The organism is Streptomyces sp. x-19 (assembly GCF_046549115.1).
GTDB lineage: Bacteria > Actinomycetota > Actinomycetes > Streptomycetales > Streptomycetaceae > Streptomyces > Streptomyces albulus_C.
Genome location: NZ_JAJPWK010000003.1, coordinates 381021 through 406344, shown reverse-complemented (window position 1 = coordinate 406344; position 25324 = coordinate 381021). Strand labels below are relative to the sequence as shown.

Genomic DNA, 25324 nt, shown 5'->3' with positions numbered 1-25324 from the left:
AATCCTGCGGGCCTGTTGCCGCAGTGTTTCGGCGTGTCGGTGGTGCGGAGCCCCCGCCGGGGTCCCGGGTCAGCGTGGCAGTGCGCAGACCGCCACCGGCGCCGCGAACGGCTCGCCGACCCGCACCAGCGCCCCGGTCCGGTCGTCCACCGCGAACACCGTCACCGACCCCGACTTCTGGTTCGCGGCGAACAACCACCGCTGGTCCGGCGAGAACGCGATCTGCCGGGGGAAGTCGCCGCCCACCGGCACCGTGTCCAGCAGCCGCAGCCGGCCCCCGCCCGCCGTCACGGCGTACCGGGTGAGGCTGTTGTGACCACGGTTGGCGAGGAAGGCGAACCGGCCGTCCCGGGTCACCAGGATCTGCGCCGGGTAGCTGACGCCCGGGCCGGTCCCGGTGGACTGCGGCTCCCCGGGCACCACCCGACCGCTGCCCGGGTCGTATCCGCACACCACCACGGTGTTGTCGACCTCGTTCGCCAGATAGGCGTACCGCCCCGACGGGTGGAAGGTCAGGTGGCGGGGACCGGCGCCGGGTCGCAGCGCCGCGGCCGCCACCTGCGCCAGCTTCCCGGCCCGCGGGTCGAGCCGGTAGGTGTAGACGGTGTCGTTGCCGAGGTCCACGGCCAGCACGTACCGGCCGTCCGGCGCGGTGACGACCTGGTGCGCGTGCGGTCCACTCTGCCCGGGGCCGGGCGGCGGAGCGTCGTGCACGACCAGGTCGGTGCGCGGGCCCAGCGCACCGCTGCCGGCGTCGATCGGGTGCACGGCCACGCTCCCCGACAGGTAGTTGGCGCTCAGCAGCCACCGCCCGCCGGGGTGCACCGACAGGTGGCACGGCCCGGCCCCGCCGGTGGGCCGACTGCCCAGCACCACCGGTGCGCGGCCGTCCCCCGGCAGGGCGACCGCGGTCACCGCGCCGTCCTGCTGCTCGTCGACCGCGTAGAGCGTGCGGCCGTCCGGCGCCAGCGCCAGGTACGACGGATCGGCGACGCCCGGGATCACGCCCGTGGCGGTCAGCGCACCGGTGTCGGGGTCGTAGCCGGCGAGTCCGATGCCGCTGCCGCCGCCCGGCTGCGAGGTGTACGTCCCCAGGAACAGCGGGTGCAGCCGCCGCGGGCCCGACCGGGCCCACGCGCGGTCCCGGCCCGGCCCGGCCACGGGCCCGACCGCACCCCACGTGCCCGCCCCGAGCGCCCCGAGTGCCCCGACGAAACGCCGCCGGCCGACGCCGTCGCGCGCTCCGACCGTCTCCTCCATGCCACACCTCCGGTGTCGTGCCCGCCAGGGTGACCCGCCCCACACCACCCCGCAAGGGCCCCGTACATGACGGCTCGTCAGGGCGGATCCCTACCCCCAACCCCGAGAACCACGTACATCCCGGTGATGACCCCCACCCCCACGCGTAGCACTCCAGTCGTACGCGACAACCCATACGCGGACGGATTCGCCGCACCCCCCGCCTTCCGTACGTTCGTGGACAGGCAAACGCATGATCGAAAGGCCACGGATCGATGTACGGCAAGGCATTCGCCCCGGAGTACCAGGGTGAACTGGGCTCGGCGCTGAGCGTGAACTCCTCCTACGAGGAGGTACTGGCCACCGCACACCGCACACTCGCCGCAGCGGACACCGCGCTGGACCGCTCCAGAGCCCAGCTCGCCGTCGCCGAGGCCAACCGGAGACTGGGACGGGTGGACGCGGCGGGCACCGCCTGGCGCGCCGCCTACCGCAGCGGCCGGACCGCCGGCGATCCGGCCGCCATGGCCTGGGCCCTGTGGAGCGGCGGCACCCTCGCCCGCCAGTGCGGCACCCTGGCGCTGGCCCGGCGGCTGCTCACCCACGCGGTGGCGTTGGCACAGACCGGCGGCGACCGCCTCGCGCACGGCTACTCCCTCGCCGGCCTCGCCGAGACCGGCCGCATCCAGGGCGACTACGCCGCCGTCGCCGAACTGCACGAACAACTCCTGGAACAGGCCCGGGCGCACGGCGAGGCCCGGCACATGGTCTGGGCGATGTCCGGCATAGCCCAGATGCACCGCAACACCGGCGACCACCGCAAGGCGCTGGAACTCTTCGAGGAGTCCGCCCGGATCGCCGCCGCCGCGGACGACTTCCGCGGCCGGGCCTGGTCGCTCCGCGGGGTGGCCGACGTGCTCTCCGCCCGCGGCGAGCCGGACCGGGCGCTGACCCTGCTGTCCGAGGCGGAGGCCATCTGCCGCACCATGGACCTGGCCGGTGCGCTCGCCTACAACCACAAGATGCGCGGCAACGTCCTCTACCGCGCCGGCCGCTACGCCGAGGCCCGCGACACCTACACCCTCGCCCTGGACGAGTTCCGCGCGATGCAGGAGCCGCGCGGCGAGGCGCTCTCCCGGCTGGGCCTGGCCAAGTCCCGCGCCCGACTGGGCCGCGCACCCGCCGGCACCCTCGCCGAACTCGACGTACTGGAAAGCGACTTCAAGCGGATCGGACTGCGTCACGCCCGCGAGATGGTCATCGCCTTCCGGACAGAGTTGACCGCGACACCGGCGGCAGGAACTCCCGCTCCGCGCTCCGGTGCCACCACTCGCCGGTCTCCCGCAGTTCCCGCCAGGACGTGAAGCGGTAGCGGAAGACCCGGGCCCGCACCCGGGCCGGCGGCAGGTCGGGGAAGGGGTTGCGGCGCAGCAGCCGCAGGGTGTCCCGGTCGTTCTCCAGCAGTCGCGCCGCGAACGGCACGAACCAGGAACGCGCGTAGGCCGGCGAGAGCGCCGCGAACCACATCAACCAGTCGAGCCGCAGGTGGTAGGGGGCGAACTGGCGTGGCAGGCGCCCCGGTTCACCGGGCTTGCCGTGGAACTCGTAGGCGTACCACGTCGTTTCGGGCCCGGACACGGCGTCCGCGGTGCCCTCGACGACGATCTCCCGGCGCACCCGGGTGATGCTGCCGAACGCGCCGTAGGAGTTGACCAGGTGCAGCGGCTCGTACGAGGTGTTCATCAGCTGGCCCCGGGACAGCAGGTTGCGGGCCGGGCGGTAGCTGAGCGCGAGCACGCCGACGGCGGCCGCGGTCACCACCACCACGAACCACACCGGCGGCGCACCCGGCGCCGGCGGGGGGCCGGCCCACAGCGGGGCGGCGACGGACAGCGCCAGCGCGATGGTGACCCAGTTCAACCAGGCGAAGTTGCCGGACAGCACCAGCCACAGCTGGGTGGCGGCCATCCCCAGGGCCGCCCACCCGGCCACCGGTTGTGGCGTGAACAGCAGTACCGGCAGGACGAGTTGGGCGACGTGGTTGGCGGCCGTCTCGACCCGGTGCAGCGGTTTCGGCAGGTGGTGGAAGAACCAGCTGAGCGGGCCCGGCATCGGCTGGGTCTCGTGGTGGTAGTAGAGGCAGGTCAGATCGCGCCAGCAGCGGTCCCCACGCATCTTGATCAGCCCGGCGCCGAACTCCACCCGGAAGAGCAGCCAGCGCAGCAGCCACATGACCAGCACCGGGGGAGCGGTGTCGGCGTTGCCGAGGAACACCGCCAGCGCCCCCGCCTCCAGCAGCAGCGTCTCCCAACCGAACCCGTACCAGGTCTGCCCGACGTTGACGATCGACAGGTACATCGCCCACAGCACGGCCCACAGCACCATCGCCGCCCACAGCGGCACCGCGTCCGCCGCCCCCGCCGCGACCGCCGCCGCCAGCGCCGCCCCGCCGCCGGACCAGAGCGCGAAGAAGCGGTCCGAGTAGTGCAGCTGGAAGACCGAGGGGGACAGCCGGAACGGCACCCGCGCGGTGAACACCGGGATCGGCAGCATGCCGCGGGCCCCCAGGAGCGCCCGGAACTGGCGGGCCGCGGCGAGGAACGCGAACAGGTAGAGCACCGCGAGCAGCCGCTGGAAGACCAGCCGCCCCAGCCATGAGCCCGGATCCGAGAACCATTCCACCCGCCCATGGGTAGCACCGCGGCCGCCGCCGCGGGGACGCGGCGCGCGGACGGGCACCCGGCGGGGATCGGGACGACCTTTCCACGCTACGGAAGGGGCGGCGCCCGGCAACCGGTGTCCCGCGAACGCGGCGCGGAAGGGGGGTTGACGGCCGTTCGGGTGAATGACGATGCGTGTTCGTGCGCCCCGGCGCGGGCCCTGGCGCCGGGCGGCCGGTCCGTGTCCCCGAGACCTGCCGTTATCGCCGCAAAAAGTCGAGCGGCACTCCCGCGGCGTCGATATTCTGGAAGGCGACGGACGACCCTCCTGGGAGACGCCAACACCATTGGCCCGTCGCGGGAACGCCACACACCCTGGCCGACCTCCCGGTCTGTGAAGCAAGGCGCCACCGCGTCGGAACCAATACCTCGATGAAGGAGTGCGTGGTGGCAGTGCACAAGGCTCAACACAAGCAGCCCCGTCTGAAGCAGGGCGAGCGCCCCGGGCGTATCAAGGAAGTCCGCAACCTCGAAGCCTGGGACCGCTGCGCTCCGGTGCGCCTGGCCGGCTGCGAGGAGGATCCCGTCGAGACGCACATCGTCCGCGGCATCGACTGACCCCGCCGCGGACGGCCCGCCGGCCTCGGCCCCACCTGGGGCCGAGGCCGGCGAGCGTCGCCGGGGATCCGCCGATCAGGGCCGACGGCCGAGCAGGCAGAGCAGCCGGGTCAGGTCGTCCGCGTCCGCCGGGGGTTCCACCGGCGCGGCGAACAACCCCGACCCGGCCAGCGCCTCCGCGTACGGCTCCACCTCGCGCAGCGCCGCGGTCACCAGGTGCGCCGGCACCCGCTCGTCGGCACCGATCGCCCGGGACAGGTCCCAGGCGTGCACCACGGCGTCGGCGGTCAGTTGGGTGCAGTACGCGTCCGCCGGCGTGGTGCCGTAGGACAGGTGGACCGAACGGTGCAGGGCCCCCGGCGCGGCGAACGCCGACCGGGCCGCGGCCGAGGCCCGGTCCCACGCGCCGACCGGGTCCTCGCCGAGCTGGTCCCCGTCGAAGTCCCCGTCCACCTCGGCGATGGTCGCCCCGTCCCGCACCAGGCGCGGCACCCACAGCTGCTCCGCCGTGAGGTGGTTGACCAGGTCGAACACCGACCATTGGGTGCATGGGGTGGGCGCCTCCCACTGGTCGTCCCGGACGGCGTGGACGCGGGCGCCGAACAGCGTCAACGCCTCGTCGTGGGTGCGCAGGACGTCATTGTTGGCCATGGTCCCGAGGATAGGAGCGGCCACCGGCGACGGCGCCCGGTGCGGGGCGATCGGAGCACCGCGCCGACCGCGCGGGGATGGCGCGGTGCGCTCTGGTGGGCACCCGGCGGGTGGCTGTTCAATGGGCCGGACCGGTGTGCGCCGGTCCTGGCCGCTCCCTGCTGGAGGCACCATGGAAACCGTCGCACCGTCCGCCGCCCGCGCCCCCGCCATCCGCTGCGCGGGCCACGAACGCGGCTACCCGGAGTTCTTCGACCGCGCCGCACGGATCGCAACGGGCCTGGCGGAGCTGGGAGTCGGGCCCGGCGACCGGGTCGCCGTGGTCCTCCGCAACGAGCCCGCCCACCTGGAGATCACCACCGCCGCCGCCCAGCTCGGCGCCTGCGCCGTCCCCGTCAACTGGCACTTCCGCGCGGACGACCTGCGCCACGTGCTGGCCGACAGCGGCAGTGCGGTGGTCTTCGCCCACACCGACCTGCTCGACGCGGTGGGCGCGGTCCTGCCCGACGGGGTGCAGGTCGTCGAGGTCGCGGTGCCGCCCGGGGTGGCGGCCGCCTGCGGGACCACCGCCCCGCCCGTCACCGGCCGGCATCCCGTCCTCGACGACTGGCTGGTCGGGCGGGCGCCGCTGGCCCGGCCCGTCGCGGCCCGACCGCCCACCGTCATCTACAGCTCCGGAACGACCGGCCGCCCCAAGGGCGTCCTGCGGGAACCGGTCGGCCCGGAACGGCTCGCCGAAGCGGTCGCGAGCTTCTTGGAGTACTTCGCGGTCGCCCCCGGGGGCCGGACCCTGATCCCGGCACCGCTCTACCACGCCTCGCCCAGCCAGCACGCGGTCCTCGCGCTCGCCGCCGGCCTGGACGTCACGCTGATGCCGCGGTTCGACGCGGAGGAGTTCCTGCGGCTGGTGGAACGGCACCGCATCGAGCAGGCCCAGATGGTGCCCACCATGTTCGTCCGGCTGCTGCGGCTGCCCAAGGAGGTCCGGGAGCGCTACGACCTGTCCTCCCTCACCTCGGTGGTGCACGCCGCCGCGCCCTGCCCGCCGCACATCAAACACGCCATGATCGACTGGCTGGGACCGGTGCTGCGCGAGTACTACGGCGGCAGCGAGACCGGCGCGGTGACCTGGTGCGACAGCGCGGAGTGGCTCGCCCACCCCGGAACCGTCGGCCGCGCCCAGGGCACCTGCGAGGTCCTCGTCCTCGGACCCGACGGGGAGCCGCTGCCACCCGGCGCCACCGGCGAGATCTACGTCCGGCCCGCCGAGAACTGGCCCCGCTTCAGCTACCTCGGCGACCCGGACCGGCGGGCCGCCATGGAGGCGCCCGGCCGGCCCGAGCACGTCAGCATCGGCGACATCGGCCACCTCGACGAGGACGGTTTCCTCTACCTCAGCGACCGCCGCAACGACCTGGTCATCTCCGGCGGCGTCAACATCTACCCGGCGGAGATCGAGGGGTGCCTGCTCGCGCTCGACGGGGTGCGGGACGCGGCGGTGTTCGGCATCCCCGACGAGGAGTTCGGCGAGGCCCTCGCCGCGCACCTGGAGACCGAGGCCGGGGTGCTGCTGACCGCCGCGGAGGTCCGGGCGCACGTCGCCGACCGGCTCGCCGCGTACAAGGTGCCCCGGGCGGTGGTGTTCGAGGAACTGCTGCCGCGCGACGAGTCCGGCAAGCTCTTCAAGCGGCAGCTGCGGGACCCCTACTGGGAGGGGCACGGCCGCCGGATTTGACCCGGCGGCCGCCGCCCGCGCTCAGCCCGCCATCGCGTCGAGCACCGGGACCAACTGCTCCTCCTCGTAGGTGAGATGGACCTCCAGTTCGTCCGTGAGGCGCTCGACCTCGGCGCGGACGTCGCCCGGGGCCGCGGACGGCTCGGCCAGCACCCGTTGCAGTGCGTCCAGGAGCGCCGCGAGGGCCCGGTGCTCCTCGTCCAGCCGGTCCAGCACCGGGGCGAGGTCCGGCCGGTGCCGGCGGAGCGCGGGGAACATCCCGCGGTCCTCGCCGGTGTGGTGGTTGTGCAACCCCTGGCACAGGGTCAGGCAGTTGATCCGCAGTTGGGCGCCGAGCACGCTGCCCGAGGCGGCGAACTCCTTGCGGAGGGTGGCGATTTCGCGGCGGAAGGCGTCGTGGACGAGGGCGATGGTCTGACCCGGCGTCGCGCCGGCGAAGCGCGGCGGACCGGCCTCGACCGGCGTCAGGGCCACCACCGGGATGGTGCGTCGGGTCTTCGCCTGGTAGTCGGCCCAGCCCGGGTTGGCGTCCACGGCGCGGGCGAAGACCCGGTCGTGTTCCTCACCGGCCAGCACCTCGGCCGCCGCCTCGTAGGTGAAGACCCCGGTCTCGACGGTGACGCGGGGGTGGGCGCGGAGGTTGTGGAACCAGTCCGGGTGGTGCGGTGCACCGCCGGCCGAGGCGATCACGAGGATCCGTTCGCCGTCGGGGAGGTACCCGACCGGGGTGGTGTGCCGGGTGCCGCTCCGGGCGCCGGTGGTGGTCAGCAGGATCAGCCGACCGCCCTCGAAGGGGCCGCCGACCCGGCCGGCGTTGGCCCGGAACTCGTCGATGACCTGCTGGTTGAAGTCATGGGGCATGAAGGGTCCGTCTCCAGGAATGAGGTGCCCGGCGCAGGGGCGCCAGGGCAGGGGGAAGCGCCCACGCGACGGCGGCGGCGCGGCGCGGCAGGGCGCGGCGCGGCGGCAGGCGTGGTGCGGTGAACAGAAGGCTGCGCGGAGCGTTCTCGCGCAGTGAAGGAAATGGCGCGCCGTGCGCGCGGGGGAGAGGCAATCGGGGGCGGGCGGGTCTCGCACCCGCCGCGCGGTCACGTAGTGACCGGGTGCCTCACTCGCTCATGGCCCATGGCCGACCCGGTAGTCACGCCGCTAACCGTACGGGCACGCACGTGCGAAGGCAATTCCCGAGCCGCCCGCATCGCTCGGCCCCACGGCCCTCCGCCTCTTCCGCCGGCGGGAGTTGGCTGCCTCGCCCGGCACGCCGACGACCAGTACGCCGGCCGGGTCTACCTCGGCGTGTACGCGCCGGACCCGACGCCCGACCCGGCGAAGCCCGCCGCCCTGGAGGAGTCCGTGCGGCGGATGGTCGACACCGCGGCGCAGCGGCCCGACGACTGGTGGTGGGACGACGCGCCGCACATGGCGATGCCGGTGTTCGCCCGGCTCGGGGCGCCGCGCGCCGAACGCGCGTACGGGGACGCGGTGCACGCCTTCTCCGCGCACACCCGGGATGCCGAGGACGGGCCGGGCCTGCGCGGCTCCACCGCCGAGTTCGGGGTGGGGGCGTGCCTGCTGGCCGGCACCGAACTGGCCGCACTGCGCGGTCAGTTCGGTGCCGGCCGGTCCGTCCGCCCGTTCCTCCGTGCGCGCGGCGGCGCAGGTCGGACGCCGGGGCCGTCAGTCCGTCGGGCCGTTCGGGACGATCTGGAGCTTGCGGCCGGTGCCCTGTCGGAAGGTCTCCAGGGCGGTGGCGTACCCGTCCAGCCCGAACCGGTGCGTGATCATGGTCTCGGCGTCGATGACGCCCTTGCCGAGCAGTTCCACCGCGCGGCCGTAGCTGTGCAGGATCGCCATGCTGCCGACGATCCGGATCTCGTCGTTGTAGATCCGGAACGGCGAGAACCGCGCGCTCTCCTGGTCGGGCGCGCAGCCGAACTGCTGGAAGGTGCCGCCGCGGGCCGGCCGGGTCAGGCCGTCCTCGATGGCGCGGATGTTGCCGGTGCAGTCGGTGACCACCTCCCAGCCGCGCGGGTGCGCGTCGGCCAGCGCGTCGGCGTGGGTGGCGACGGCGTCCGCGCCGAGCTTGCGGGCCACCGCGAGCCGGTCCTCGTTGACGTCCACGACCGAGACCGAGGCGGCGCCGGAGCGCTGGGCGACCTGGAGGTAGAGCAGGCCCATGGTGCCGGCGCCGTAGATGAGGAAGTTGTCGCCGAGCTTGGGGGCCACGAGGTCGAAGCCGCGCACGATCGTCGACAGCGGTTCGATCAGCGGCGCGTGCGCCAGCGACACGCCCTCCGGCAGCCGGTAGCAGTTGCGGACCGGCACCGCGACGTACTCCGCGCAGGCGCCGTCCTGGGTGATGCCGATGGTGCCCCAGCGCTCGCAGAGGTTGCCGCGGCCGATGGCGCAGAAGTGACACGCGCCGCAGTAGATCGCCGGATCGGCCGCGACGGCGTCGCCCTGGGCGAACTCCGTGACGTCCGCGCCGACCGCGACCACCTCACCGGCGAACTCGTGCCCGGGGATCACCGGATAGCGGGTCGGCCCGAACTCGCCCGCCAGCATGTGCACGTCGGTCCCGCACAGCCCCGCCGCCGCGACCTTGACGACGACCTCGCCGGGGCCGGGCGTCGGGTCCGGGACGGTGGTGACGTCGAGCCGGTGCGGTTCCTCGATGACTACTGCGCGCATGGCCGTGGCCGCCTTTCGGGAGGGAGGAGGGTGGGGGAGCGGGGGAGCGCGGGCGTCGGACTCAGGCCGCGCGCAGGTTGCGCGATTCGACCTGCTTGATCTTCTCCACCTTGGGGGCCGAGCGGCCACCGGCGAAGTCGGAGTCCAGCCAGTGCCGCAGGCAGACCAGCGCCGCCTCGACGCCCATGGTGCGGCTGCCGAAGCAGGCGATCTGCGCGTCGTTGGACTTGCGGGCCCGTTCGGCGCTGTAGCTGTCGGGGATTTGGGCGGCGCGGATGCCGGGGACCTTGTTGGCGGCGATCGCCATGCCGATGCCGGTGCCGCAGATCAGCACCGCGCGCTCGTGCTCGCCGCGGGCCACGCTCCGTGCGACGCGCTCGGCGACGTCGGGGTAGTCCTCGGTGGCGTCGGCGCTCAGGTCGGTGACCGAGTGGCCGTGCGCGGTGAGGTACGCGGCCATGGTGTCCTTCATGGCGGTGCCGGCGTCGTCGGCGCCGATCGCGATCGGGTACGTACGGGACATGTCGGGCTCCAATTCGGGCTCCACTGTGGGTTCCTGAGGCGGTGGGACGCGGGTCAGCCGCGGGCGATCTCGTCGAGGACCGCCCGCAGGCCCGCGGTGTCGTGGGCGAGCCGGCCCAGGAACAGCCCGTCGACGGCACCGGCCAGCTCGCGGTAGGTGCCGGGGCCCGCGGTCCCGCCGTAGATCAGCCGACCGCGCACGTCGTGTGCCCGCAACGCGCCGCGCAGCGCCGTGGCGACCGCGCGGACGTGCCGGGCGGGTGCCGGTGCGCCGGCTCCGATCGCCCAGACCGGTTCGTAGGCGACGATCACCTCGCTGCCCGGGGCGGCGCCGGCCAGGGCGGCCCGGACCTGGGTCAGCGTCTCCTCGGCGGCCGCCGCCGGGTCCGCCGCGTGCCGCTCGCCCGCGCAGATCACCGGGATCAGGCCGGCCGCGGTGGCGGCCCGGGTCTTGGCGGCCACGATCTGGTCGGTCTCCCCGAAGTGGCGGCGGCGCTCCGCGTGGCCGACCTCGACGTAGCGGGCGCCGGTCTCGGCGAGCATCCCGGCCGAGACCTCGCCGGTCCACGCGCCCCGGTCGGCCCAGTGCACGTCCTGGGCGCCGTAGCCGACGCCGGTGCCGGTCAGCAGTTCCCGGGCGTCCGCCAGTGCGGGGAAGGACGGCAGCACGAAGAGGTCGACGGGGCGCGGCAGGCCGGCCAGCGCCTCGCCGAGGGCGGCGACCTCGGCGAGCCAGGCCCGGGTCTGCGCCAGGCCGAAGTACAGCTTCAGCGAGACGCCGACCAGTGGGCGGGGTGCCGCGTGGACCGCGGTGCCCGTCGCGTTCTCAGGAATCACGTCGCTCATGATGCATCCAACAGAATCACATGTGAAGTTCTCAATTCAAGACGTGAACTTCACGAGATGTCTGTGATTTTTGCGCGCTTCCGGGGAACGCACGCCAGCCGCCGCCCCGGCACCGACCAGGGCCGGTCACCCCCTGATCGCCGCCACCCGCCCCCCGCTAAAGTCGCCTCACCACGACAGACCAGGGCAGACCGGCGCGGACGCCGCCGCCACGGGTTCCGGGGGCGCCGCCCCGGGGGGAGGACGAACCGCGAGATGAGCCGCCGTTCCCAGGGATTACTCGGCATGTGGGCCGAGGCACAGCGCCAGCAGCAACGCCGGGCGGAGGTCGCCCACCGCGCGCAAGTGCAGCAGCAGCGGGAACAGGAGCGACAGGCCCGCGCCGCCGAACGCGCCATGGCCCGGATGCACCGCGAGCGGCAGACGGCCTACCGCCGGCAGCGCGAGTCCGACGCCCGCCGCCGCACCGAGGAGCTCGACGCCCGGGTCGCCGCCCTCACCGAATTGCTCGCCGCCGGCTGCCGGGCCCCCGCCTTCACCGCCGCCGCCCTGCTGCGCCCCGAACGCATCGAACCGTTCGCCCCCGGTGCGTTGGCCACCCCGGTGGTCATGCCCGACCCGGCCCGCTACCAGGTGCCCACCGGCGGCCTGCGGTCCGGCGCCCGCCGCGACCGCGACCAGCAGGAGGCCCGCGCCCGCTACGAACAGGACTGGTACGCGGCCCAGTCCGCCGATTCCCGACGGCAGGCCCAACTGGCCGCCTACCGCCAGCAGTACGACCAGTGGGCGGCCGGCGCCCTGGACGGCATCCGCCGGCACAACGCCGGCGTCCGGGAACTGGTCGCCGGCCTGCGCGCCGGTGCCGCGGACGCCGTCGTCGAGTACTTCTCCGCCGCCCTGTACTCCGGCACCTCCTGGCCCGAGGGCTTCCCCCGCCAACTCAGCGCCGGCTACGACACCGCCGCCCGCCAGCTCGTCCTGGACTGGGAACTGCCCGGCTACGACGTGGTCCCCGCCGTCAAGGCCGTCCGCTACCTGCCGACCGCCGACGAGGAGCGGGAGACCGCCCGCCCGACGGCCCAGTGCCGGGCGCTCTACCGCGACGTGCTCGCCCAGAGCGTGCTGCTGGTCCTGCGCGACCTGTTCGCCGCCGACACCTACGGCGCCCTGGACTCGGTGGTGCTCAACGGCTTCGTCGACGACGTGGACCCGGTCACCGGACGCCCCGCCACGCTCTTCCTCGCCACCGTCCTGGCACCCCGCAGCGCCGTCGAGTCCTACCACCTGTCCCAGGTCAGCGCCCTCGACTGCCTCACCGACGGGCTCCGCGGCCAACTCTCGGCCCGCCCCGACCAGCGCGCCCCGATCCGTCCCGGGCGGCGGCCGGACGACATCGCCGGCGGTGCGGTGGTCTCGCACGGCACCCACGGCGATCCGGACCTGCACGAGATGGACCCGCTCGCCTTCGAGCAGTTGATCGCCGAGCTGTTCCGCGCGATGGGGATGGGGGCGGTCACCACCGAACGGTCCGGCGACGGCGGCATCGACGTGGACGCCCTGGACCCCGACCCGATCCGCGGCGGCAAGATCGTCGTGCAGGTCAAGCGCTACCGCAACACCGTCCCGCCGACCGCGGTCCGCGACCTGTACGGCACCGTCCAGTCCGAGGGCGCCAACAAGGGCGTGCTGGTGACGACGTCCCAGTTCGGGCCGGGCGCCCACCGCTTCGCCCAGGGCAAGCCGCTCACCCTCATCGCCGGCCCGGAACTCGTCGACCTGCTCGGCCGGTACGGGCTGCGCGGCCGCCTCGGTCCCGGCGACGGCCGCCCCGACGCCCCGGAGCCCGCCGACCCGGCGCCGGACCACACCACCCTCGCCGTGAACTGGTCCGGTGAGGCCGCCCTCGACGTCTGCGCCCTGGTCTGCAAGGGCACCGCCGTGCTCGACGACGACCACTTCGTCTTCTTCAACAACCCCGCCACGCCCGACGGTTCGGTGCGGATGCTGGCCGGCGTGACGGAGGACCGGGCGGCGCTGCGGGTGCGGTTCGCGGACCTGCCGCCGGCCGCGGACCGGCTGGTCCTGGTCGCCGCGGTCGACCCGGAGACCGACCCGGACGCCGATCTCGGCGGCTTCACCGACGCCCGGATCCGCCTGCTGGACGCCGCCGGGACCGAACGGGACCGGCTGCCGGTCTCCGACGGGCGGCCCGGCGAGCGGGCGCTGGTGCTCGGCTCGTTCCGCCGGCGCGGCGACGACTGGCACTTCGTCCTGGGGGGCAGGGGTTACCCCGGGGGGTTGGCCGAGCTGATCGGCGACTTCGGGATCGAGGTGGCCTGACGGCGGTGGTGGCGCCCCGGGCCGACCGGGGCCCGGCCCGGCCGCCCGGTCAGCCCTGCCACAGCCGGGTCAGGACCTCGTTGACGACGTCCGGCCGGTCCTGGTGCGGCATGTGGTCGGTGCCCGGCACCTGCACGTGGCGGGCGCCGATCATCTCGGCGAGGTACTCCCCGCAGGCGGCCAGCGCGTCCCCCACGAACTCCCGGTACGCGGTGTGCGCGGTCTCCCACGTCCCGTTGACGACGGTCTTCGGCATCCGGGCCCGGGCCAGCGGCGCCAGCGGGATCTGCGCGTCCCAGACGGGCCGTTCCCGCATCGCGGTGCGGACCGCCCGCAGGACGCGGGGCGTGAACTCCGGCAGCCGCATCCCGTACGCCTCGGTGGACTGCCGCAGGTACTCCTGCGGGCTCACCTCCCCGGTCTCCTCGGCGCTCGCGTACGCGGCCCGGATCCGCTCCACCGCCGCCCGCACCACGGGGTGCGCGGCGGCGGTGCGCAGCGGCGACGGCTCGATCAGGGTGAGCGACTGGACGGCCTCCGGTCGGGCCGCGGCGGCCAGCATCGCGGCCGCCGCCCCGTACGAGTGCCCCACCAGGTGGGCCCCGTCGCCGAGCAGCCGGCCGAGGTCCTCGGCGTCCACCGCGTAGTCGCTGCGCTCGACGTCGGGGCTGTCGCCGAAGCCACGCCGGTCCACCAGCTCCAGCCGGAACGCCCCGGCCAGCGGCCGCTGCGCCGCGAAGCAGTCGGTTCCCCAGCTCATCGTGCCGTGCACCAGCAGCGCCCGTGGAGCGCCGGGCAGTGCCTCGTCCCACACCGTCACGTGAAGCGGTTCGTCATTCATACCGGGCCACCCTAGGGCCGGCCGGGTCCCCCGGCCCACCAACAGGCCGGGGGGAGGTGGCGTGTTGCGGGGGATCGGCGGACAACGCCTGGACGAAGGAGATGAGTTGCGCGCGCGACGGCGTCTGGAGCCCTCCGGTACCGGGGCGGGGCGGGGCCCGTCGGCCGCCGGGCCCCGCGGGTCGTGGAGCTGCGGGGGAGGCGGATCCCGGGCGCGCCGGTGCCCGGGCCTGTGACGCTCGGGCGTGCGGTCCGTGCGGTCCGGGCCGGCCTCCGGTACCGGGGCCGTCCGAGGGACAGCGTCGGACACCCCGCCGTGCGGTCATATTCCGAGGGGAAGTGACTGATATCTGTCGGACATGAGCGCGTTCACCCGGTATGCGACGGCGGTGCTGCTCGTCGGGCTGGCCGTCGGCTGCGGCGCCCGGCCGGACGACCCGCCGCGCGCCCCCCGATCCACCCCGCCGCCCGCCGAGCGCCGCCCCGCCCCGCCCGCTGAGCCGCCCGCCCCGCACCACCGCGCCCGCCCCGCCGACGCCGCCCCGGCCCGGCCGTTCACCCTGGTCGCCACCGGTGACGTCATCCCCGCCCACCCCGACGTGCTCGACACGGCGCGGGACGACGCGCCGGTGGACGGCGGCTACGACTTCCGGCCGATGCTCCGCGGCGTCGCCCCCGTCGTCGCCGGCGCCGACCTGGCACTGTGTGACCTCGAAGCGCCGCTCGGCCCACTGAACGGCCCGTTCACCGGCTACCCCGAACTCCAGGCCCCGCCGCAGATCGCCACCGCCCTCAAGGCCATCGGCTTCGACTCCTGTGCCACCGCCTCCAACCACGCCCTCGACCAGGGCGAGGAGGGCGTGCGCCGGACCCTGGAGGCGCTGGACACGGTCGGCCTGCGGCACACCGGCACGGCCCGGAACCCCGTCGAGGCCGCCCGCCCCGCCCTGCTGCGGGCCCCCGGCGGCGCCCTGGTGGCCCACCTGGCCTACACCTACGACGCCGAGGGCGTCCGGCCCCCCGAGGACGCGCCCTGGATGCTGAACCCGCTCGACCCGGCGCGGATCGTCGCCGACGCCCGGGCCGCCCGCCGGGCCGGCGCCGACGTGGTGGTCGTCAGCCCCTACTGGGGCACCGAGTACCGCACCGCCCCCGACGCCCGCCAGCTCCGGCTCGCCCACCTCCTGGCCGCGGCCCGCACCGACGGCCGCCCCGACATCGACCTGATCGTCGGCAGCCGCGCCCACACCCCGCAGCCCTTCGAGAAGGTCGGCGGGACCTGGGTCGTCTACGGGCTCGGCGATCAACTCGCCGGTGTGATGACGCAGGCCCGCGGCGACTGGGGCGCCGCCGCCCGCTTCCGGTTCGCCCCGCCCGCCCGACCCGGTGGGCGCTGGCGGGTCACCCGCGCCGAGTACGTCCCGCTGCTGACCGACGTCGGTCCGCCGGTGCGGGCCCTCGACCTCACCCGCACCCGCGGCCACGACGACGTCCGGAAGGAGATCGACCGGGCCGTGCTGAGCCGGGGTGCCGCGGACGACGGGTTGGTGCGCCGCCGCTGAGCGGCGGTCCGCGGCGCGGGCGCCGACGGGCCGGACCGTGGTCCTCCGGTACGGTCCGCCCGCGCGGTGTGAAACCCTGGTGAAAGAGTGACGACCCCGCCGACGACCGGATCGGCCAGGCCAGGAAAGGACCGGAGGGCAGTGAGCGAGAGTGCGGCCGTCCGGCCCCGTAACCCGCGGGGGCAGGGCGAGCGTCTGCGGGAGGAACTCCTGCGGGCGACCGAGCGCCTCCTGGAGGAGGTCGGCAGCGAGGACGCGCTGTCGCTGCGCGCGGTGGCTCGGGAAGCCGGCGTCGCCGCGCCGAGCATCTACCGGCACTTCGCCGACAAGACCGAACTGGTCTGGGCGACCCTCGAAGTCAGCTACGAACGGCTGGCGCACGCGATGACCGACGCCGCCGCGCAGGCCGAAGAGGACGACCCGGTGGCCCGGCTGCGCGCCCAGCTGCGGGCCTACTGCCGCTACGCCATTGAGCACCCCGCGAACTACCGCCTGCTCTACGAGACCCGGCAGACGCCGGTCGGCCCCGAGCGGCTCGCCGGCCACCCGGCCGGACTGCTGGTCCGCAGCTGGCACCACGCGCTGACCGCCTGCGAGGAGGCCGGCTGGCGGGTGCGCGGTTCGCGGGCCGAGGCGCCGTACCTGCTGTGGTCGGCGGTGCACGGCCGGGTGATGATCTGGCAGGTCATGCCGAGCCGCAAGGACACCAGTCGACTGGACGGGTTCGTGGAGGAGCTCCTCCAACTGCTGCTGGAGCACTGACCCCTCCCCGGACCGTTCGCCCCTCTCCCCGAGGCCCCCTGAGGCCCCGGCCGCCCGTCGGCCGGGGCCTCACGCGTACCCGCCGCCGGCGGTCGAGGAGTGTTCCGTTCGTCACGTTCCCCGGGAAACCCCGAGGCGTTTACCCGATCATTACGGATGTAAGTTTACGGTTGTTAGGCGATGGATCGACTCATGGCGCACACCCGACCGGTGTGCGCGCGAGGAGCGAGATGACCGAGATGACCGACACGACAGTTCCCGCCGCCCCGGCACCGCTGCCCGTGGAACCCCCCAGCGGCTGCCCCTTCGACCCCCCGGCCGAGTTCGGCGCCCTGCGCACCGAGGAGCCGATCTCCAAGATCTCGCTCCCCGACGGCAGTTGGGCCTGGCTGGCCACCCGCTACGCCGACATCCGCGCGATCCTCGGCGACACCCGCTTCAGCTCCGACACCACCCTGCACGGCTACCCGCTCAGCGGCATGACCGGCGGCGGCAACCAACAGAACCGCGGCTTCATCCGCATGGACCCGCCCGAGCACACCCGGCTCCGCCGGATGGTCACCCGCGAGTTCATGGTCAAGCGCGTCGAGGCGCTGCGCCCCGAGATCCAGCGCCTCACCGACGAGCTGTGCGACGCCATGGAGCGCCGCTCCGGCGAGCCCGTGGACCTCGTCGAGGCGCTCGCCCTGCCCGTCCCCTCGCTCGTCATCAGCCTGCTGCTGGGCGTCCCCTACGACGACCACGACGTCTTCCAGCGGCTCACCGGCAAGCTGCTCTCCCGCACCATCGCGGAGCCGGAGCGCGAGGCCGCGCGGGGCGAACTCCGCGACTACCTCGACGCGTTGGTCACCGCCAAGGAGAAGGAGCCGGGCGACGACATCCTCGGCCGGCTGATCGTCGAGCAGCAGCGCACCGGCGAGATCACCCACGACGACGTCGCCGCCTTCGCCGCCCTGCTGCTGATCGCCGGGCACGAGACCACCGCCAACATGATCGGCCTCAGCGCCCTCACCCTGATGCAGGACCCCGACTCCGCCGAGCGGCTCCGCCAGGACCCGACGCTGATCCGCGGCGCCGTCGAAGAACTGCTCCGCTTCCACAGCATCATCCGCAACGGCCCGCGCCGCGTCGCCACCACCGACATCGAGATCGACGGACAGCTCATCCGCGCCGGCGAGGGCGTCGTGGTGGCCGTCCCGTCCGCCAACCGCGACGCCACCGTCTTCGCCGACCCCGACCGCCTCGACGTCGGCCGGGCCAACGCCCAGCACCACGTCGCCTTCGGCTACGGCATCCACCAGTGCCTCGGCCAGGCCCTGGCCCGGGTCGAACTCCAGGTCGTGATAGCCACCCTGCTCCGCCGCTTCCCCACGATGCGGCCCGCCGTGCCGGTCGAGGAGATCCCGTTCCGCACGGACATGGCCATCTACGGCTGCCACGCCCTGCCCGTCACCTGGTGACCGGCCGCACCGGCCGACCCACCGCCCCCACCGACCCCCACGGAGCCACCGCCATGAAGATCACCCTCGACGCCGACAAGTGCTGCGCCGCCGGCCAGTGCGTGCTGATCGCCCCCGAGGTCTTCGACCAGCGCGACGAGGACGGCGTGGTCGTCCTGCTCGACGCCGCACCCCCCGCCGAACAGCACACCGCGGTCCGCGAGGCCGCCGCCATCTGCCCCGCCGCCGTGATCGAGGTGCAGGAATGACGACCCGCCCGATCGCCGTCGTCGGCGCCTCCGCGGCCGGGATCACCGCCGCCGAGGCCCTGCGCCGGGCCGGCTGGACGGGCCCGCTGACCCTGATCGGCGACGAACCCCACCTCCCGTACGACCGGCCGCCGCTGTCCAAGCAACTGCTGCACGGCGCCTGGGAACCAGCGCGGCTGATGCTGCGCACCGCCGAGCAGCTCGCCCCGCTCGACCTCGACCTGCGGCTCGGCACCCGGGCCACCGGCCTCGACGTCGCCACCCGCACCCTCACCCTCGACGACGGCCAGCGCCTGGCCTGCGCCGGCGTCATCATCGCCACCGGCGTGGCCGCCCGCACGCTGCCCGCCGCCGACGGCCTCACCGGCGTCTTCACCCTGCGCACCCTCGACGACGCGCTGGCGCTGCGCGACCGACTGTCCGGCGGAGCCCGCCGGCTGGTCGTGGTCGGCAACGGCGTCCTGGGCTGCGAGGCCGCCGCGGTGGCCCGGGAGCTCGGACACGAGGTCACCCTGATCGGCCGGGAACCCGTCCCGATGGCCGCCGCCGTCGGGCCCGGCATGGGAGAACTCCTCGCCGACGAGCACCGGGCCCGCGGCGTCCGGCTGCTCACCGGCGAGGTGGCCGCCTTCGAGCCCGCCGACGCCGCCGCGGACCGCCCGGTGCAGGTCGACGGCGTCCGCCTGGCCGACGGCAGCCGGCTCCCCGCCGACCTGGTGCTGCTCGCCATCGGATCCGAGCCCGCCGTCGGCTGGCTGACCGACCCGGCACTGGACACCACCGACGGCCTGGGCTGCGACGCGTACTGCGCCGCCGCCCCCGGAATCTACGCCGCGGGCGACGTGGCCCGCTGGGAGCACCCGGTGCACGGCCGCCCGCTCCGCTTCGAGCACCGGATGAACGCCACCGAGCAGGCCATGGCGGCCGCCCGCAACCTCGTCGCCGAACTCACCGCCGAAGCCGTCAACGGCACCGCGGAAGCCGCCGGAGACGGTGCGGAGCCGCCGGAGCGCCGACCGTTCGCCCCCGTGCCGTACTTCTGGTCCGACCAGTACGGCCTCAAGCTCCAGGCGTACGGCCTGACCACCGGCGCCGACCAGGTGGAGACCACCGTCCTGGACCGGGACGCCCGCCGCGCCGTCGCGCTCTTCGGCCGCGCCGGCCGGGCCGTCGGCGTCCTGGCCTGCGCCCTGCCGCCGCGTCAACTGCGGGCGCTGCGCGCACTGGTCGCCACCCCCGTCCCCTGGGAGGAGGCACGCGACCGGGTCCGGGAGGCCACCACCGTCGGCTGACGCCTGCGCCCGCCGCGCACGGGTGCCGTGCGCACCGCGGACGGTGTCCGATCATGGAGGGATGACCGACTCGTACGTCCGGGTGCGCGGCGCCCGTGAGCACAACCTCCGTGGCATCGACGTGGACATCCCGAGGGACGCGCTGGTCGCGTTCACCGGGGTGTCCGGATCGGGCAAGTCCTCGCTCGCCTTCGGCACCCTCTACGCTGAGGCGCAGCGCCGCTACTTCGAATCGGTCGCCCCGTACGCCCGGCGACTGATCCACCAGGTCGGCGCGCCCAAGGTTGAGGAGATCAGCGGGCTGCCGCCGGCCGTCGCGCTGGAGCAGCGGCGCTCCGCGCCCACCTCCCGCTCCTCCGTCGGCACCGTCACCACCCTCTCCAACACCCTGCGGATGCTGTTCTCCCGCGCCGGCGACTACCCGCCCGGCAGCACCGGGCGGCTCGACTCCGACGCCTTCTCACCCAACACCGCAGCCGGCGCCTGCCCGGAGTGCCACGGACTGGGCACCGTCCACCGCGTCACCGAGGACTCCCTCGTCCCCGACCCGTCGCGCTCGATCCGCGACGGCGCCGTCGCCGCCTGGCCCGGCGCCTGGCAGGGCAAGAACCTCCGCGACATCCTCGCCACCCTCGGCCACGACGTCGACCGCCCCTGGCGCGACCTCCCGGCGGCCGACCGGCACTGGATCCTGTTCACCGACGAACAACCCGTCGTCACCGTCCACCCGGTCCGCGAGGCCGGCCGCATCCAACGCCCCTACCAGGGCCAGTACATGAGCGCCCGGCGCTACGTCCTGCACACCTTCGCCGACTCCAAGAGCGAGACGCTGCGCAAACGCGTCCGCCAGTTCCTGACCGCCGAGCCCTGCCCCGTGTGCGACGGCCGGCGGCTGCGCCCCGAGGCGCTGGCGGTCACCTTCGAGGGCCGCGACATCGCCACCCTCGCGGGCCTCCCGCTCGGCGCCCTCGCGGAGTTCCTCCGCCCCACCGTCGCCCGCCCCGACGACGACCCCGCCCCGACCCTCGCCCGCGACCTGGTCGCCCGCATCGAGGTCCTCACCGAACTCGGCCTGGGCTACCTCAGCATGGACCGGCCCGCCCCCACCCTCTCCGCCGGCGAACTCCAACGCCTGCGCCTGGCCACCCAACTGCGGTCCGGCCTCTTCGGCGTGGTCTACGTCCTCGACGAACCCTCCGCCGGCCTGCACCCCGCCGACACCGAAGCCCTGCTCACCGTCCTCGGCCGCCTCAAGGAAGCCGGCAACACCCTCTTCGTCGTCGAACACGACATGGACGTGGTCCGGCACGCCGACTGGCTCGTGGACATCGGCCCGCGCGCCGGGGAGCACGGCGGCCGGGTGCTGCACAGCGGCCCCGTCGCCGCCCTCGCGCACGCCGAGCACTCCGCCACCCGCCGCTTCCTCTTCGCCGCCGAACCGCCGCCCGCCCGCACCCCGCGCACCCCCACCGGCACCCTGACCCTGCACGGCGTCACCCTGCACAACCTCCGCGACCTGGACGCGGCCTTCCCGCTCGGCGTCTTCACCGCCGTCACCGGAGTCTCCGGCTCCGGCAAGTCCACCCTGGTCACCCGGGTCCTGGCCGAGGCCGTCCAGGACCGCCTGGGTGCCGCGGCCGCCCGCCCGGACACCGACGAGCCCGGCGACGACCACGACACCGGGCCGGCGGTGCGCGCCCGGCTCACCGCCACCACCGGACTGGACGCCGTCGACCGCCTGGTCCGCGTCGACCAGAGGCCCATCGGCCGCACCCCGCGCTCCAACCTCGCCACCTACACCGGCCTGTTCGACGCCGTCCGCAAGGTCTTCGCCGCCACCGACGAGGCCCGCGCCCGCGGCTACACCGCCGGCCGGTTCTCCTTCAACGTCCCGGCCGGCCGCTGCGGGACCTGCCAGGGCGAGGGGTTCACCGCCGTCGAACTCCTCTTCCTGCCAGGCACCTACGCCCCGTGCGCCGACTGCCACGGCGCCCGCTACAACCCCGAGACCCTCCAGATCACCCACCGCGGCCGCACCATCGCCGACGTCCTCGGCCTGACCGTCGACGACGCCGCGGAGTTCCTCGCCGACGTCCCCGCCGCCGCCCGCAGCCTGCGCACCCTGAAGGACGTCGGCCTCGGTTACCTGCGCCTCGGCCAGCCCGCCACCGAACTCTCCGGCGGCGAGGCCCAGCGCATCAAACTCGCCGCCGAACTCCAGCGGGCCCGCCGCGGCCACACCCTCTACCTCCTCGACGAGCCCACCACCGGCCTGCACCCCGCCGACACCGAGGTGCTGCTGCGCCAACTGCACGGCCTGGTCGACGCGGGCAACACCGTGGTGGTCGTCGAACACGACATGGGCGTCGTGGCCGGCGCCGACCACGTCATCGACCTCGGTCCGGGCGGCGGCACGGAGGGCGGCCGGATCGTCGCCGCCGGCACCCCCGCCGAGGTCGCCGCCGCCCCCGGCAGCCGCACCGCCCGCTATCTCGCCCGCTACGGGGCCCACCGGGACCGTTCTTGACGGTCCGCTAATGTACGCGGGTCAGATCACCCCGCGGTTCCGGCACACGGCGGCCGCGGCACGACGAAGGGGCACCACCCGTGGCAGACATAGAGCAGGCCAGGGCCACGTTCGCGCGGTTCGACGCGGACGGCGACGGCCGGGTCACGCCGGACGAGTTCAAGCACGCGATGGCCGAGATGGGCGACCACCTGGTCACCGGCCCGGTGGCCGAAGCGGTCATCAAGGCCAAGGACACCGACGGCGACGGCCTGATGTCGTTCGACGAGTTCTGGAAGTCCGTCCAGGGCTGAGCCGCGGGACCGGGCCCGCGGCCCGGTCTCACACCCCCTCCGCCGTCCGTTCGTCCACGACCTCGCGCAGCGCCGCCACGGCGCGGGCGAACGGGGGCTGCCCGGCACTGCCGCGCCGCACCACCACCACGAAGCGCCGCACCAAAACCGGCGCCCCGCGCTGGCGGCACCCGCACCAGCGGCGCGAACCCGGCCGACGCCCACGCCGCCAGCAGGAGCCGGTGCCGGTCGGCCGGATCGCCGGCCCGGAATCTGGCTTCCGCCGCCGTGCTCTCAGCGCTCGCCCTGGTCGTGCTGGTGCGGGGGTGAGGCGAGCGCCCCCGGCGTGCCCACCGGCGGCGGGGCCGCCCGGTCACCGGTGCCCCACCGCGACGGCTCGGGGCCCACCGCGAAGCGGAGTCCACGGCCGGCGCGCAGGTCGGCGGTGGTCAGGTAGGTGCGGTCCCGGGGTGTGCCGTCGAGCCGTACGGACTGCACGTAGCGGTGGCTGGTCGACGTGCCGGGGGCCGTGATGGTGAACCGGCCGGCGGGGTAGTAGCGCCGGTCCAGTGCCAGGTCCACCCGGTCGAAGACCGGGGTGCTCAGGCCCCAGGTGTCGGTGCCCGGCTGGACCGGGAAGACACCGATCGCGGAGAGCACCATCCAGGCCGACATCGTGCCCAGGTCGTCGTTGCCGGTCATGCCCGTGGGAGTGTCGGTGAACAGTGTCAGCGCGGCGTGCACCACGTCCGTGGTCTTCCAGGGCTGGCCGGTGGAGAGGTAGGTGTACGGGGCGATCAGGTCGGGTTCGTTCTGCGGGTTGTACTTGTCGGCGTTGTAGTAGTCGTAGGGGCCGTTCACCCACACCTCACGGGCGGTCCTCGCCGGATCGGCGAGCAACTGCCGGTAGGCGAAGAACGAGTCCAGCCGTTCCGTGGCCGCTGTCTTGCCGCCGATCAGGGCCACCATCCCCGGCAGGTCCTGCGGCACCAGCCACTGGTACTGCCAGGCCGTGCCCTCGTGGAAGCCCTCGCTCTTGGCCGGGTCGGCGGGGCCGGTGAACGCCCCCTGCCCGTCCCGGGCCCGGAAGAAGCCGGTGGAAGGGTCGTGGAGGGCGCGGTAGTTGAGGGCCCGGGCGGCGTAGCGGTCGGCGTCCGCGTGGTGGCCGAGGTCGTGGGCCATCTGCGCGAGCATCGCGTCCGCCAGGGCGTACTCCAGGGTCGCCGAGGCGCTGTGGTCGAAGTCGGAGTCACCGGGCTTGGTGTGCGGACGCCCCTTGAGGTACGGCGCGTACCCGTTCTTGAGGTACGCGGCGTTGGCCTCCCGGCCGACGGCGGGGGAGTTTGCCGGCGGCACCCCGTCGGCGTTCTTCTTCAGCGCCGCGTACGCCTCCTCCTCGTGGCCCTTGAGCAGCCCCTGCCGGTGGGCGTTGGTCAGGAACGGGGTCACCGGATCGCCGGTCATGATGTTGGTCTCGACCGTCCCGTAGCCCCACTTGGGCAACCAGCCGCCCTCCGCGTCGACGCGCAGCACCGACAGGGCCATGTCGCGCGCCTCCTGGGGTGCGAGCAGGGACAGCAGCTGGGTCTGGGTCCGGTAGGTGTCCCACAGCGACCAGTTCTGGTAGTAGGTGAACCCCTTTTCCCGGTGCGGGCGTTGGTCCCATCCGGTGTAGCGGCCGTCCACGTCGCTGCCGACGTTCGGGGCGAGGAAGGAGCGGTAGAGGGCGGAGTAGAAGGTCCGGCGCAGCGTGCGGTCGCCGCCGCGGACGCGCACCGTGCCGAGCCGCCGCTCCCAGGCCGCGTCCGCCGCCGCCTTCGCCGCGTCGAAGGAACTCCCGCCCTCCGCACGGAGGTTGCGGGAGGCGCCGGCCGCGTCCACGTAGCTGAGCGCGGTCGTCGCCTCGACGACGCGGTCGGCGCGGGTGTCGAACCGGACATAGGCGCCGTGCCGGCCGGGCGCGGTGGAGTCCCGCGAGCCGGGCGTGACGGTGTCGCCGCGCCACGTCCCGTACGCGGTGAACGGCCGGTTGAAGCGGGTGACGGTGTGGACGGTGTACGGCCGGGTGTCCTGGCAGAAGCCGCGGCCGGTGATCGTGGTGCGGATGGTGCGGGAGTCGACCACCTCGACGTGCGTGGAGACCGTCCGGTGCAGCGACTGGCCGGCGTTGAGCAGCACGTTGGCCTTGTCGGTGGCGGGGAAGGTGTAGCGCTGCTTGCCGGTGCGGGCGGTCGCGGTCAGCTCGGCGGTGATCCCGCCGTACGAGGTGAGTCGGACGCGGTAGGAGCCCGGCCGGGCCGCCTCGCCGTCGTGGGTGTACCCGGCGGCGTACTTCGCGTAGTCGGTCTCGGTGACGTCGCCGGTGGTCGGCAGCACCGGCAGGTCGCCGCCGAGCCCGCAGCCGACGCCGGAGACGTGCACCGCGCTGAAGCCGCGGATGTGGGCGTCGTCGTAGTCGTAGCCGGTGGTGTGCCCGGTGTCAGGAGAGAGCTGCACCATGCCGAACGGCACGGCGGCCCCGGGGTAGGTGTTGCCGTCGTTCTTGCTGCCGATGAAGGGGTTGACGAGGTCGGTGAGGCGGCCGTCGGGCGGCTGGGCGGGGGCGGCGTGCGCGGCCGGGGCGGTGAGCACGCTCCCGAGGAGCACGGCCGCCACCGCGGCGCCCGCGGTGCGCGGCCGGTTGCGTCTGGTCCAGGGCATGGGCAGACCTCCAGGAGTGCCGACAACGTTGTCAAGGCGGGGTCATTCTTGGGTCCCGACCACGGCGCGTCAAGGGCGCCCGATGCGCCACCCCCGCTCGCCCACGGTGGTGCCGTGCAGCCGTCAGAACCGCCTCCGACCGGCCCGGACCAGGCCGTTCCCGCGCCCCTGCCCGTCGCGTCCGTCCGGTACGCCGTCGCACTGGACGCGGCCGAACTCGCCATCGGGCCGGCCCTCACCCCTCCGCACCCCGCGGCGATCCTGCCCCGCGTCGCGCGGACGCTGGAGCGGGCCTCGGAGACGGTCGACGCCGGCTGTGCCACCAGGGCGGCGTCGCGCCGGCCCACACCGCCCGGCTG

20 protein-coding genes are annotated in these 25324 nt (G+C 74.4%); 11 read left to right on the top strand and 9 right to left on the bottom strand.

The annotated features are described in order from the left end of the window. Positions 1-69 precede the first annotated feature (69 nt). The gene (locus ACLJT4_RS10465; protein ID WP_411122018.1) at positions 70-1260 is read right to left on the bottom strand and encodes a lactonase family protein; all 1191 of its coding nucleotides are present in this window, start codon (positions 1258-1260) and stop codon (positions 70-72) included. 254 nt (positions 1261-1514) lie between these two features. Between ACLJT4_RS10465 and ACLJT4_RS10460 the strand changes: the two genes are divergently transcribed. After that, positions 1515-2603: a tetratricopeptide repeat protein gene (locus ACLJT4_RS10460; protein ID WP_411122017.1), complete on the top strand. Its 1089-nt coding sequence runs from the start codon at positions 1515-1517 to the stop codon at positions 2601-2603. Here ACLJT4_RS10460 and ACLJT4_RS10455 read toward each other — a convergent pair. After that, complete coding sequence (locus ACLJT4_RS10455; protein ID WP_411122016.1) at positions 2497-3921, bottom strand: lipase maturation factor family protein; 1425 nt, start codon at positions 3919-3921, stop codon at positions 2497-2499. The two genes, ACLJT4_RS10460 and ACLJT4_RS10455, sit on opposite strands and share 107 nt — an antisense overlap. A gap of 425 nt (positions 3922-4346) precedes the next feature. On the opposite strand from ACLJT4_RS10455, the gene ACLJT4_RS10450 reads away from it, so the two are divergent. After that, a complete protein-coding gene (locus ACLJT4_RS10450) occupies positions 4347-4517 on the top strand; it encodes a hypothetical protein (protein WP_157846778.1) in 171 nt (56 codons plus the stop codon). Between the two features lie 75 nt (positions 4518-4592). Here the strand turns inward: ACLJT4_RS10450 and ACLJT4_RS10445 are convergent, their stop codons facing one another. After that, positions 4593-5168, bottom strand: a complete 576-nt coding sequence (locus ACLJT4_RS10445; protein ID WP_411122015.1) for a TIGR03086 family metal-binding protein — start codon at positions 5166-5168, stop codon at positions 4593-4595. A 172-nt stretch (positions 5169-5340) separates the two neighbouring features. Here ACLJT4_RS10445 and ACLJT4_RS10440 point away from each other — a divergent pair, with 172 nt between their 5' ends. Then, positions 5341-6903: an AMP-binding protein gene (locus tag ACLJT4_RS10440; protein ID WP_411122014.1), complete on the top strand. Its 1563-nt coding sequence runs from the start codon at positions 5341-5343 to the stop codon at positions 6901-6903. A 21-nt stretch (positions 6904-6924) separates the two neighbouring features. On the opposite strand, the gene ACLJT4_RS10435 is transcribed toward ACLJT4_RS10440, so the two are convergent. The 4 genes from ACLJT4_RS10435 to ACLJT4_RS10420 all read right to left on the bottom strand — a co-directional run bounded on the left by ACLJT4_RS10435 (position 6925) and on the right by ACLJT4_RS10420 (position 10962). Next, a complete protein-coding gene (locus ACLJT4_RS10435) occupies positions 6925-7764 on the bottom strand; it encodes a nitroreductase/quinone reductase family protein (RefSeq protein WP_411122013.1) in 840 nt (279 codons plus the stop codon). Positions 7765-8580: 816 nt separating this feature from the next. Continuing rightward, positions 8581-9594 carry a zinc-dependent alcohol dehydrogenase family protein gene (locus ACLJT4_RS10430; RefSeq protein ID WP_411122012.1) on the bottom strand — a complete coding sequence of 338 codons (1014 nt, stop codon included), beginning with the start codon at positions 9592-9594 and terminating at the stop codon, positions 8581-8583. A gap of 61 nt (positions 9595-9655) precedes the next feature. After that, the gene (locus ACLJT4_RS10425) at positions 9656-10117 is read right to left on the bottom strand and encodes an RpiB/LacA/LacB family sugar-phosphate isomerase (RefSeq protein WP_037634123.1); all 462 of its coding nucleotides are present in this window, start codon (positions 10115-10117) and stop codon (positions 9656-9658) included. 53 nt (positions 10118-10170) lie between these two features. Then, positions 10171-10962 carry a triose-phosphate isomerase family protein gene (locus ACLJT4_RS10420; protein ID WP_411122011.1) on the bottom strand — a complete coding sequence of 264 codons (792 nt, stop codon included), beginning with the start codon at positions 10960-10962 and terminating at the stop codon, positions 10171-10173. Between the two features lie 255 nt (positions 10963-11217). On the opposite strand from ACLJT4_RS10420, the gene ACLJT4_RS10415 reads away from it, so the two are divergent. Continuing rightward, positions 11218-13302 carry a restriction endonuclease gene (locus tag ACLJT4_RS10415; RefSeq protein ID WP_411122010.1) on the top strand — a complete coding sequence of 695 codons (2085 nt, stop codon included), beginning with the start codon at positions 11218-11220 and terminating at the stop codon, positions 13300-13302. Positions 13303-13351: 49 nt separating this feature from the next. Here the strand turns inward: ACLJT4_RS10415 and ACLJT4_RS10410 are convergent, their stop codons facing one another. Further along, positions 13352-14143: an alpha/beta fold hydrolase gene (locus ACLJT4_RS10410; protein WP_411122009.1), complete on the bottom strand. Its 792-nt coding sequence runs from the start codon at positions 14141-14143 to the stop codon at positions 13352-13354. 358 nt (positions 14144-14501) lie between these two features. On the opposite strand from ACLJT4_RS10410, the gene ACLJT4_RS10405 reads away from it, so the two are divergent. The 7 genes from ACLJT4_RS10405 (at position 14502) to ACLJT4_RS10375 (ending at position 22286) form a co-directional block, all read left to right on the top strand. Next, a complete protein-coding gene (locus ACLJT4_RS10405) occupies positions 14502-15704 on the top strand; it encodes a CapA family protein (RefSeq protein ID WP_411122008.1) in 1203 nt (400 codons plus the stop codon). A 141-nt stretch (positions 15705-15845) separates the two neighbouring features. Beyond that, positions 15846-16466, top strand: coding sequence for a TetR/AcrR family transcriptional regulator (locus ACLJT4_RS10400; protein WP_016575198.1), 621 nt, complete (start codon positions 15846-15848; stop codon positions 16464-16466). A 230-nt stretch (positions 16467-16696) separates the two neighbouring features. Next, entirely contained in the window at positions 16697-17926 is a 1230-nt protein-coding gene (locus ACLJT4_RS10395) for a cytochrome P450 (protein ID WP_411122007.1), read from the top strand. Between the two features lie 53 nt (positions 17927-17979). Then, positions 17980-18174, top strand: a complete 195-nt coding sequence (locus ACLJT4_RS10390; RefSeq protein ID WP_016577284.1) for a ferredoxin — start codon at positions 17980-17982, stop codon at positions 18172-18174. After that, on the top strand, positions 18171-19466 hold the full coding sequence (locus ACLJT4_RS10385) for an NAD(P)/FAD-dependent oxidoreductase (RefSeq protein ID WP_411122006.1): 1296 nt from the start codon (positions 18171-18173) through the stop codon (positions 19464-19466). Before ACLJT4_RS10390 ends, ACLJT4_RS10385 begins: the two co-directional genes overlap by 4 nt. 61 nt (positions 19467-19527) lie before the next feature. After that, the gene (uvrA, locus tag ACLJT4_RS10380) at positions 19528-21993 is read left to right on the top strand and encodes an excinuclease ABC subunit UvrA (RefSeq protein ID WP_411122005.1); all 2466 of its coding nucleotides are present in this window, start codon (positions 19528-19530) and stop codon (positions 21991-21993) included. 80 nt (positions 21994-22073) lie between these two features. Beyond that, complete coding sequence (locus ACLJT4_RS10375; protein WP_016576356.1) at positions 22074-22286, top strand: EF-hand domain-containing protein; 213 nt, start codon at positions 22074-22076, stop codon at positions 22284-22286. Between the two features lie 273 nt (positions 22287-22559). On the opposite strand, the gene ACLJT4_RS10370 is transcribed toward ACLJT4_RS10375, so the two are convergent. After that, the gene (locus ACLJT4_RS10370; RefSeq protein WP_411122004.1) at positions 22560-24965 is read right to left on the bottom strand and encodes a GH92 family glycosyl hydrolase; all 2406 of its coding nucleotides are present in this window, start codon (positions 24963-24965) and stop codon (positions 22560-22562) included. Positions 24966-25324 lie beyond the last annotated feature (359 nt).

Coding starts and splice junctions, on each gene's coding strand:
- ACLJT4_RS10390 (WP_016577284.1), top strand. CDS start 17,980: ATGAAGATCACCCTCGACGCCGACAAGTGCTGCGCCGCCGGCCAGTGC.
- ACLJT4_RS10395 (WP_411122007.1), top strand. CDS start 16,697: ATGACCGAGATGACCGACACGACAGTTCCCGCCGCCCCGGCACCGCTG.
- uvrA (WP_411122005.1), top strand. CDS start 19,528: ATGACCGACTCGTACGTCCGGGTGCGCGGCGCCCGTGAGCACAACCTC.
- ACLJT4_RS10445 (WP_411122015.1), bottom strand. CDS start 5,168: ATGGCCAACAATGACGTCCTGCGCACCCACGACGAGGCGTTGACGCTG.
- ACLJT4_RS10385 (WP_411122006.1), top strand. CDS start 18,171: ATGACGACCCGCCCGATCGCCGTCGTCGGCGCCTCCGCGGCCGGGATC.
- ACLJT4_RS10410 (WP_411122009.1), bottom strand. CDS start 14,143: ATGAATGACGAACCGCTTCACGTGACGGTGTGGGACGAGGCACTGCCC.
- ACLJT4_RS10420 (WP_411122011.1), bottom strand. CDS start 10,962: ATGAGCGACGTGATTCCTGAGAACGCGACGGGCACCGCGGTCCACGCG.
- ACLJT4_RS10425 (WP_037634123.1), bottom strand. CDS start 10,117: ATGTCCCGTACGTACCCGATCGCGATCGGCGCCGACGACGCCGGCACC.
- ACLJT4_RS10405 (WP_411122008.1), top strand. CDS start 14,502: ATGAGCGCGTTCACCCGGTATGCGACGGCGGTGCTGCTCGTCGGGCTG.
- ACLJT4_RS10460 (WP_411122017.1), top strand. CDS start 1,515: ATGTACGGCAAGGCATTCGCCCCGGAGTACCAGGGTGAACTGGGCTCG.
- ACLJT4_RS10465 (WP_411122018.1), bottom strand. CDS start 1,260: ATGGAGGAGACGGTCGGAGCGCGCGACGGCGTCGGCCGGCGGCGTTTC.
- ACLJT4_RS10370 (WP_411122004.1), bottom strand. CDS start 24,965: ATGCCCTGGACCAGACGCAACCGGCCGCGCACCGCGGGCGCCGCGGTG.
- ACLJT4_RS10415 (WP_411122010.1), top strand. CDS start 11,218: ATGAGCCGCCGTTCCCAGGGATTACTCGGCATGTGGGCCGAGGCACAG.
- ACLJT4_RS10430 (WP_411122012.1), bottom strand. CDS start 9,594: ATGCGCGCAGTAGTCATCGAGGAACCGCACCGGCTCGACGTCACCACC.
- ACLJT4_RS10440 (WP_411122014.1), top strand. CDS start 5,341: ATGGAAACCGTCGCACCGTCCGCCGCCCGCGCCCCCGCCATCCGCTGC.
- ACLJT4_RS10435 (WP_411122013.1), bottom strand. CDS start 7,764: ATGCCCCATGACTTCAACCAGCAGGTCATCGACGAGTTCCGGGCCAAC.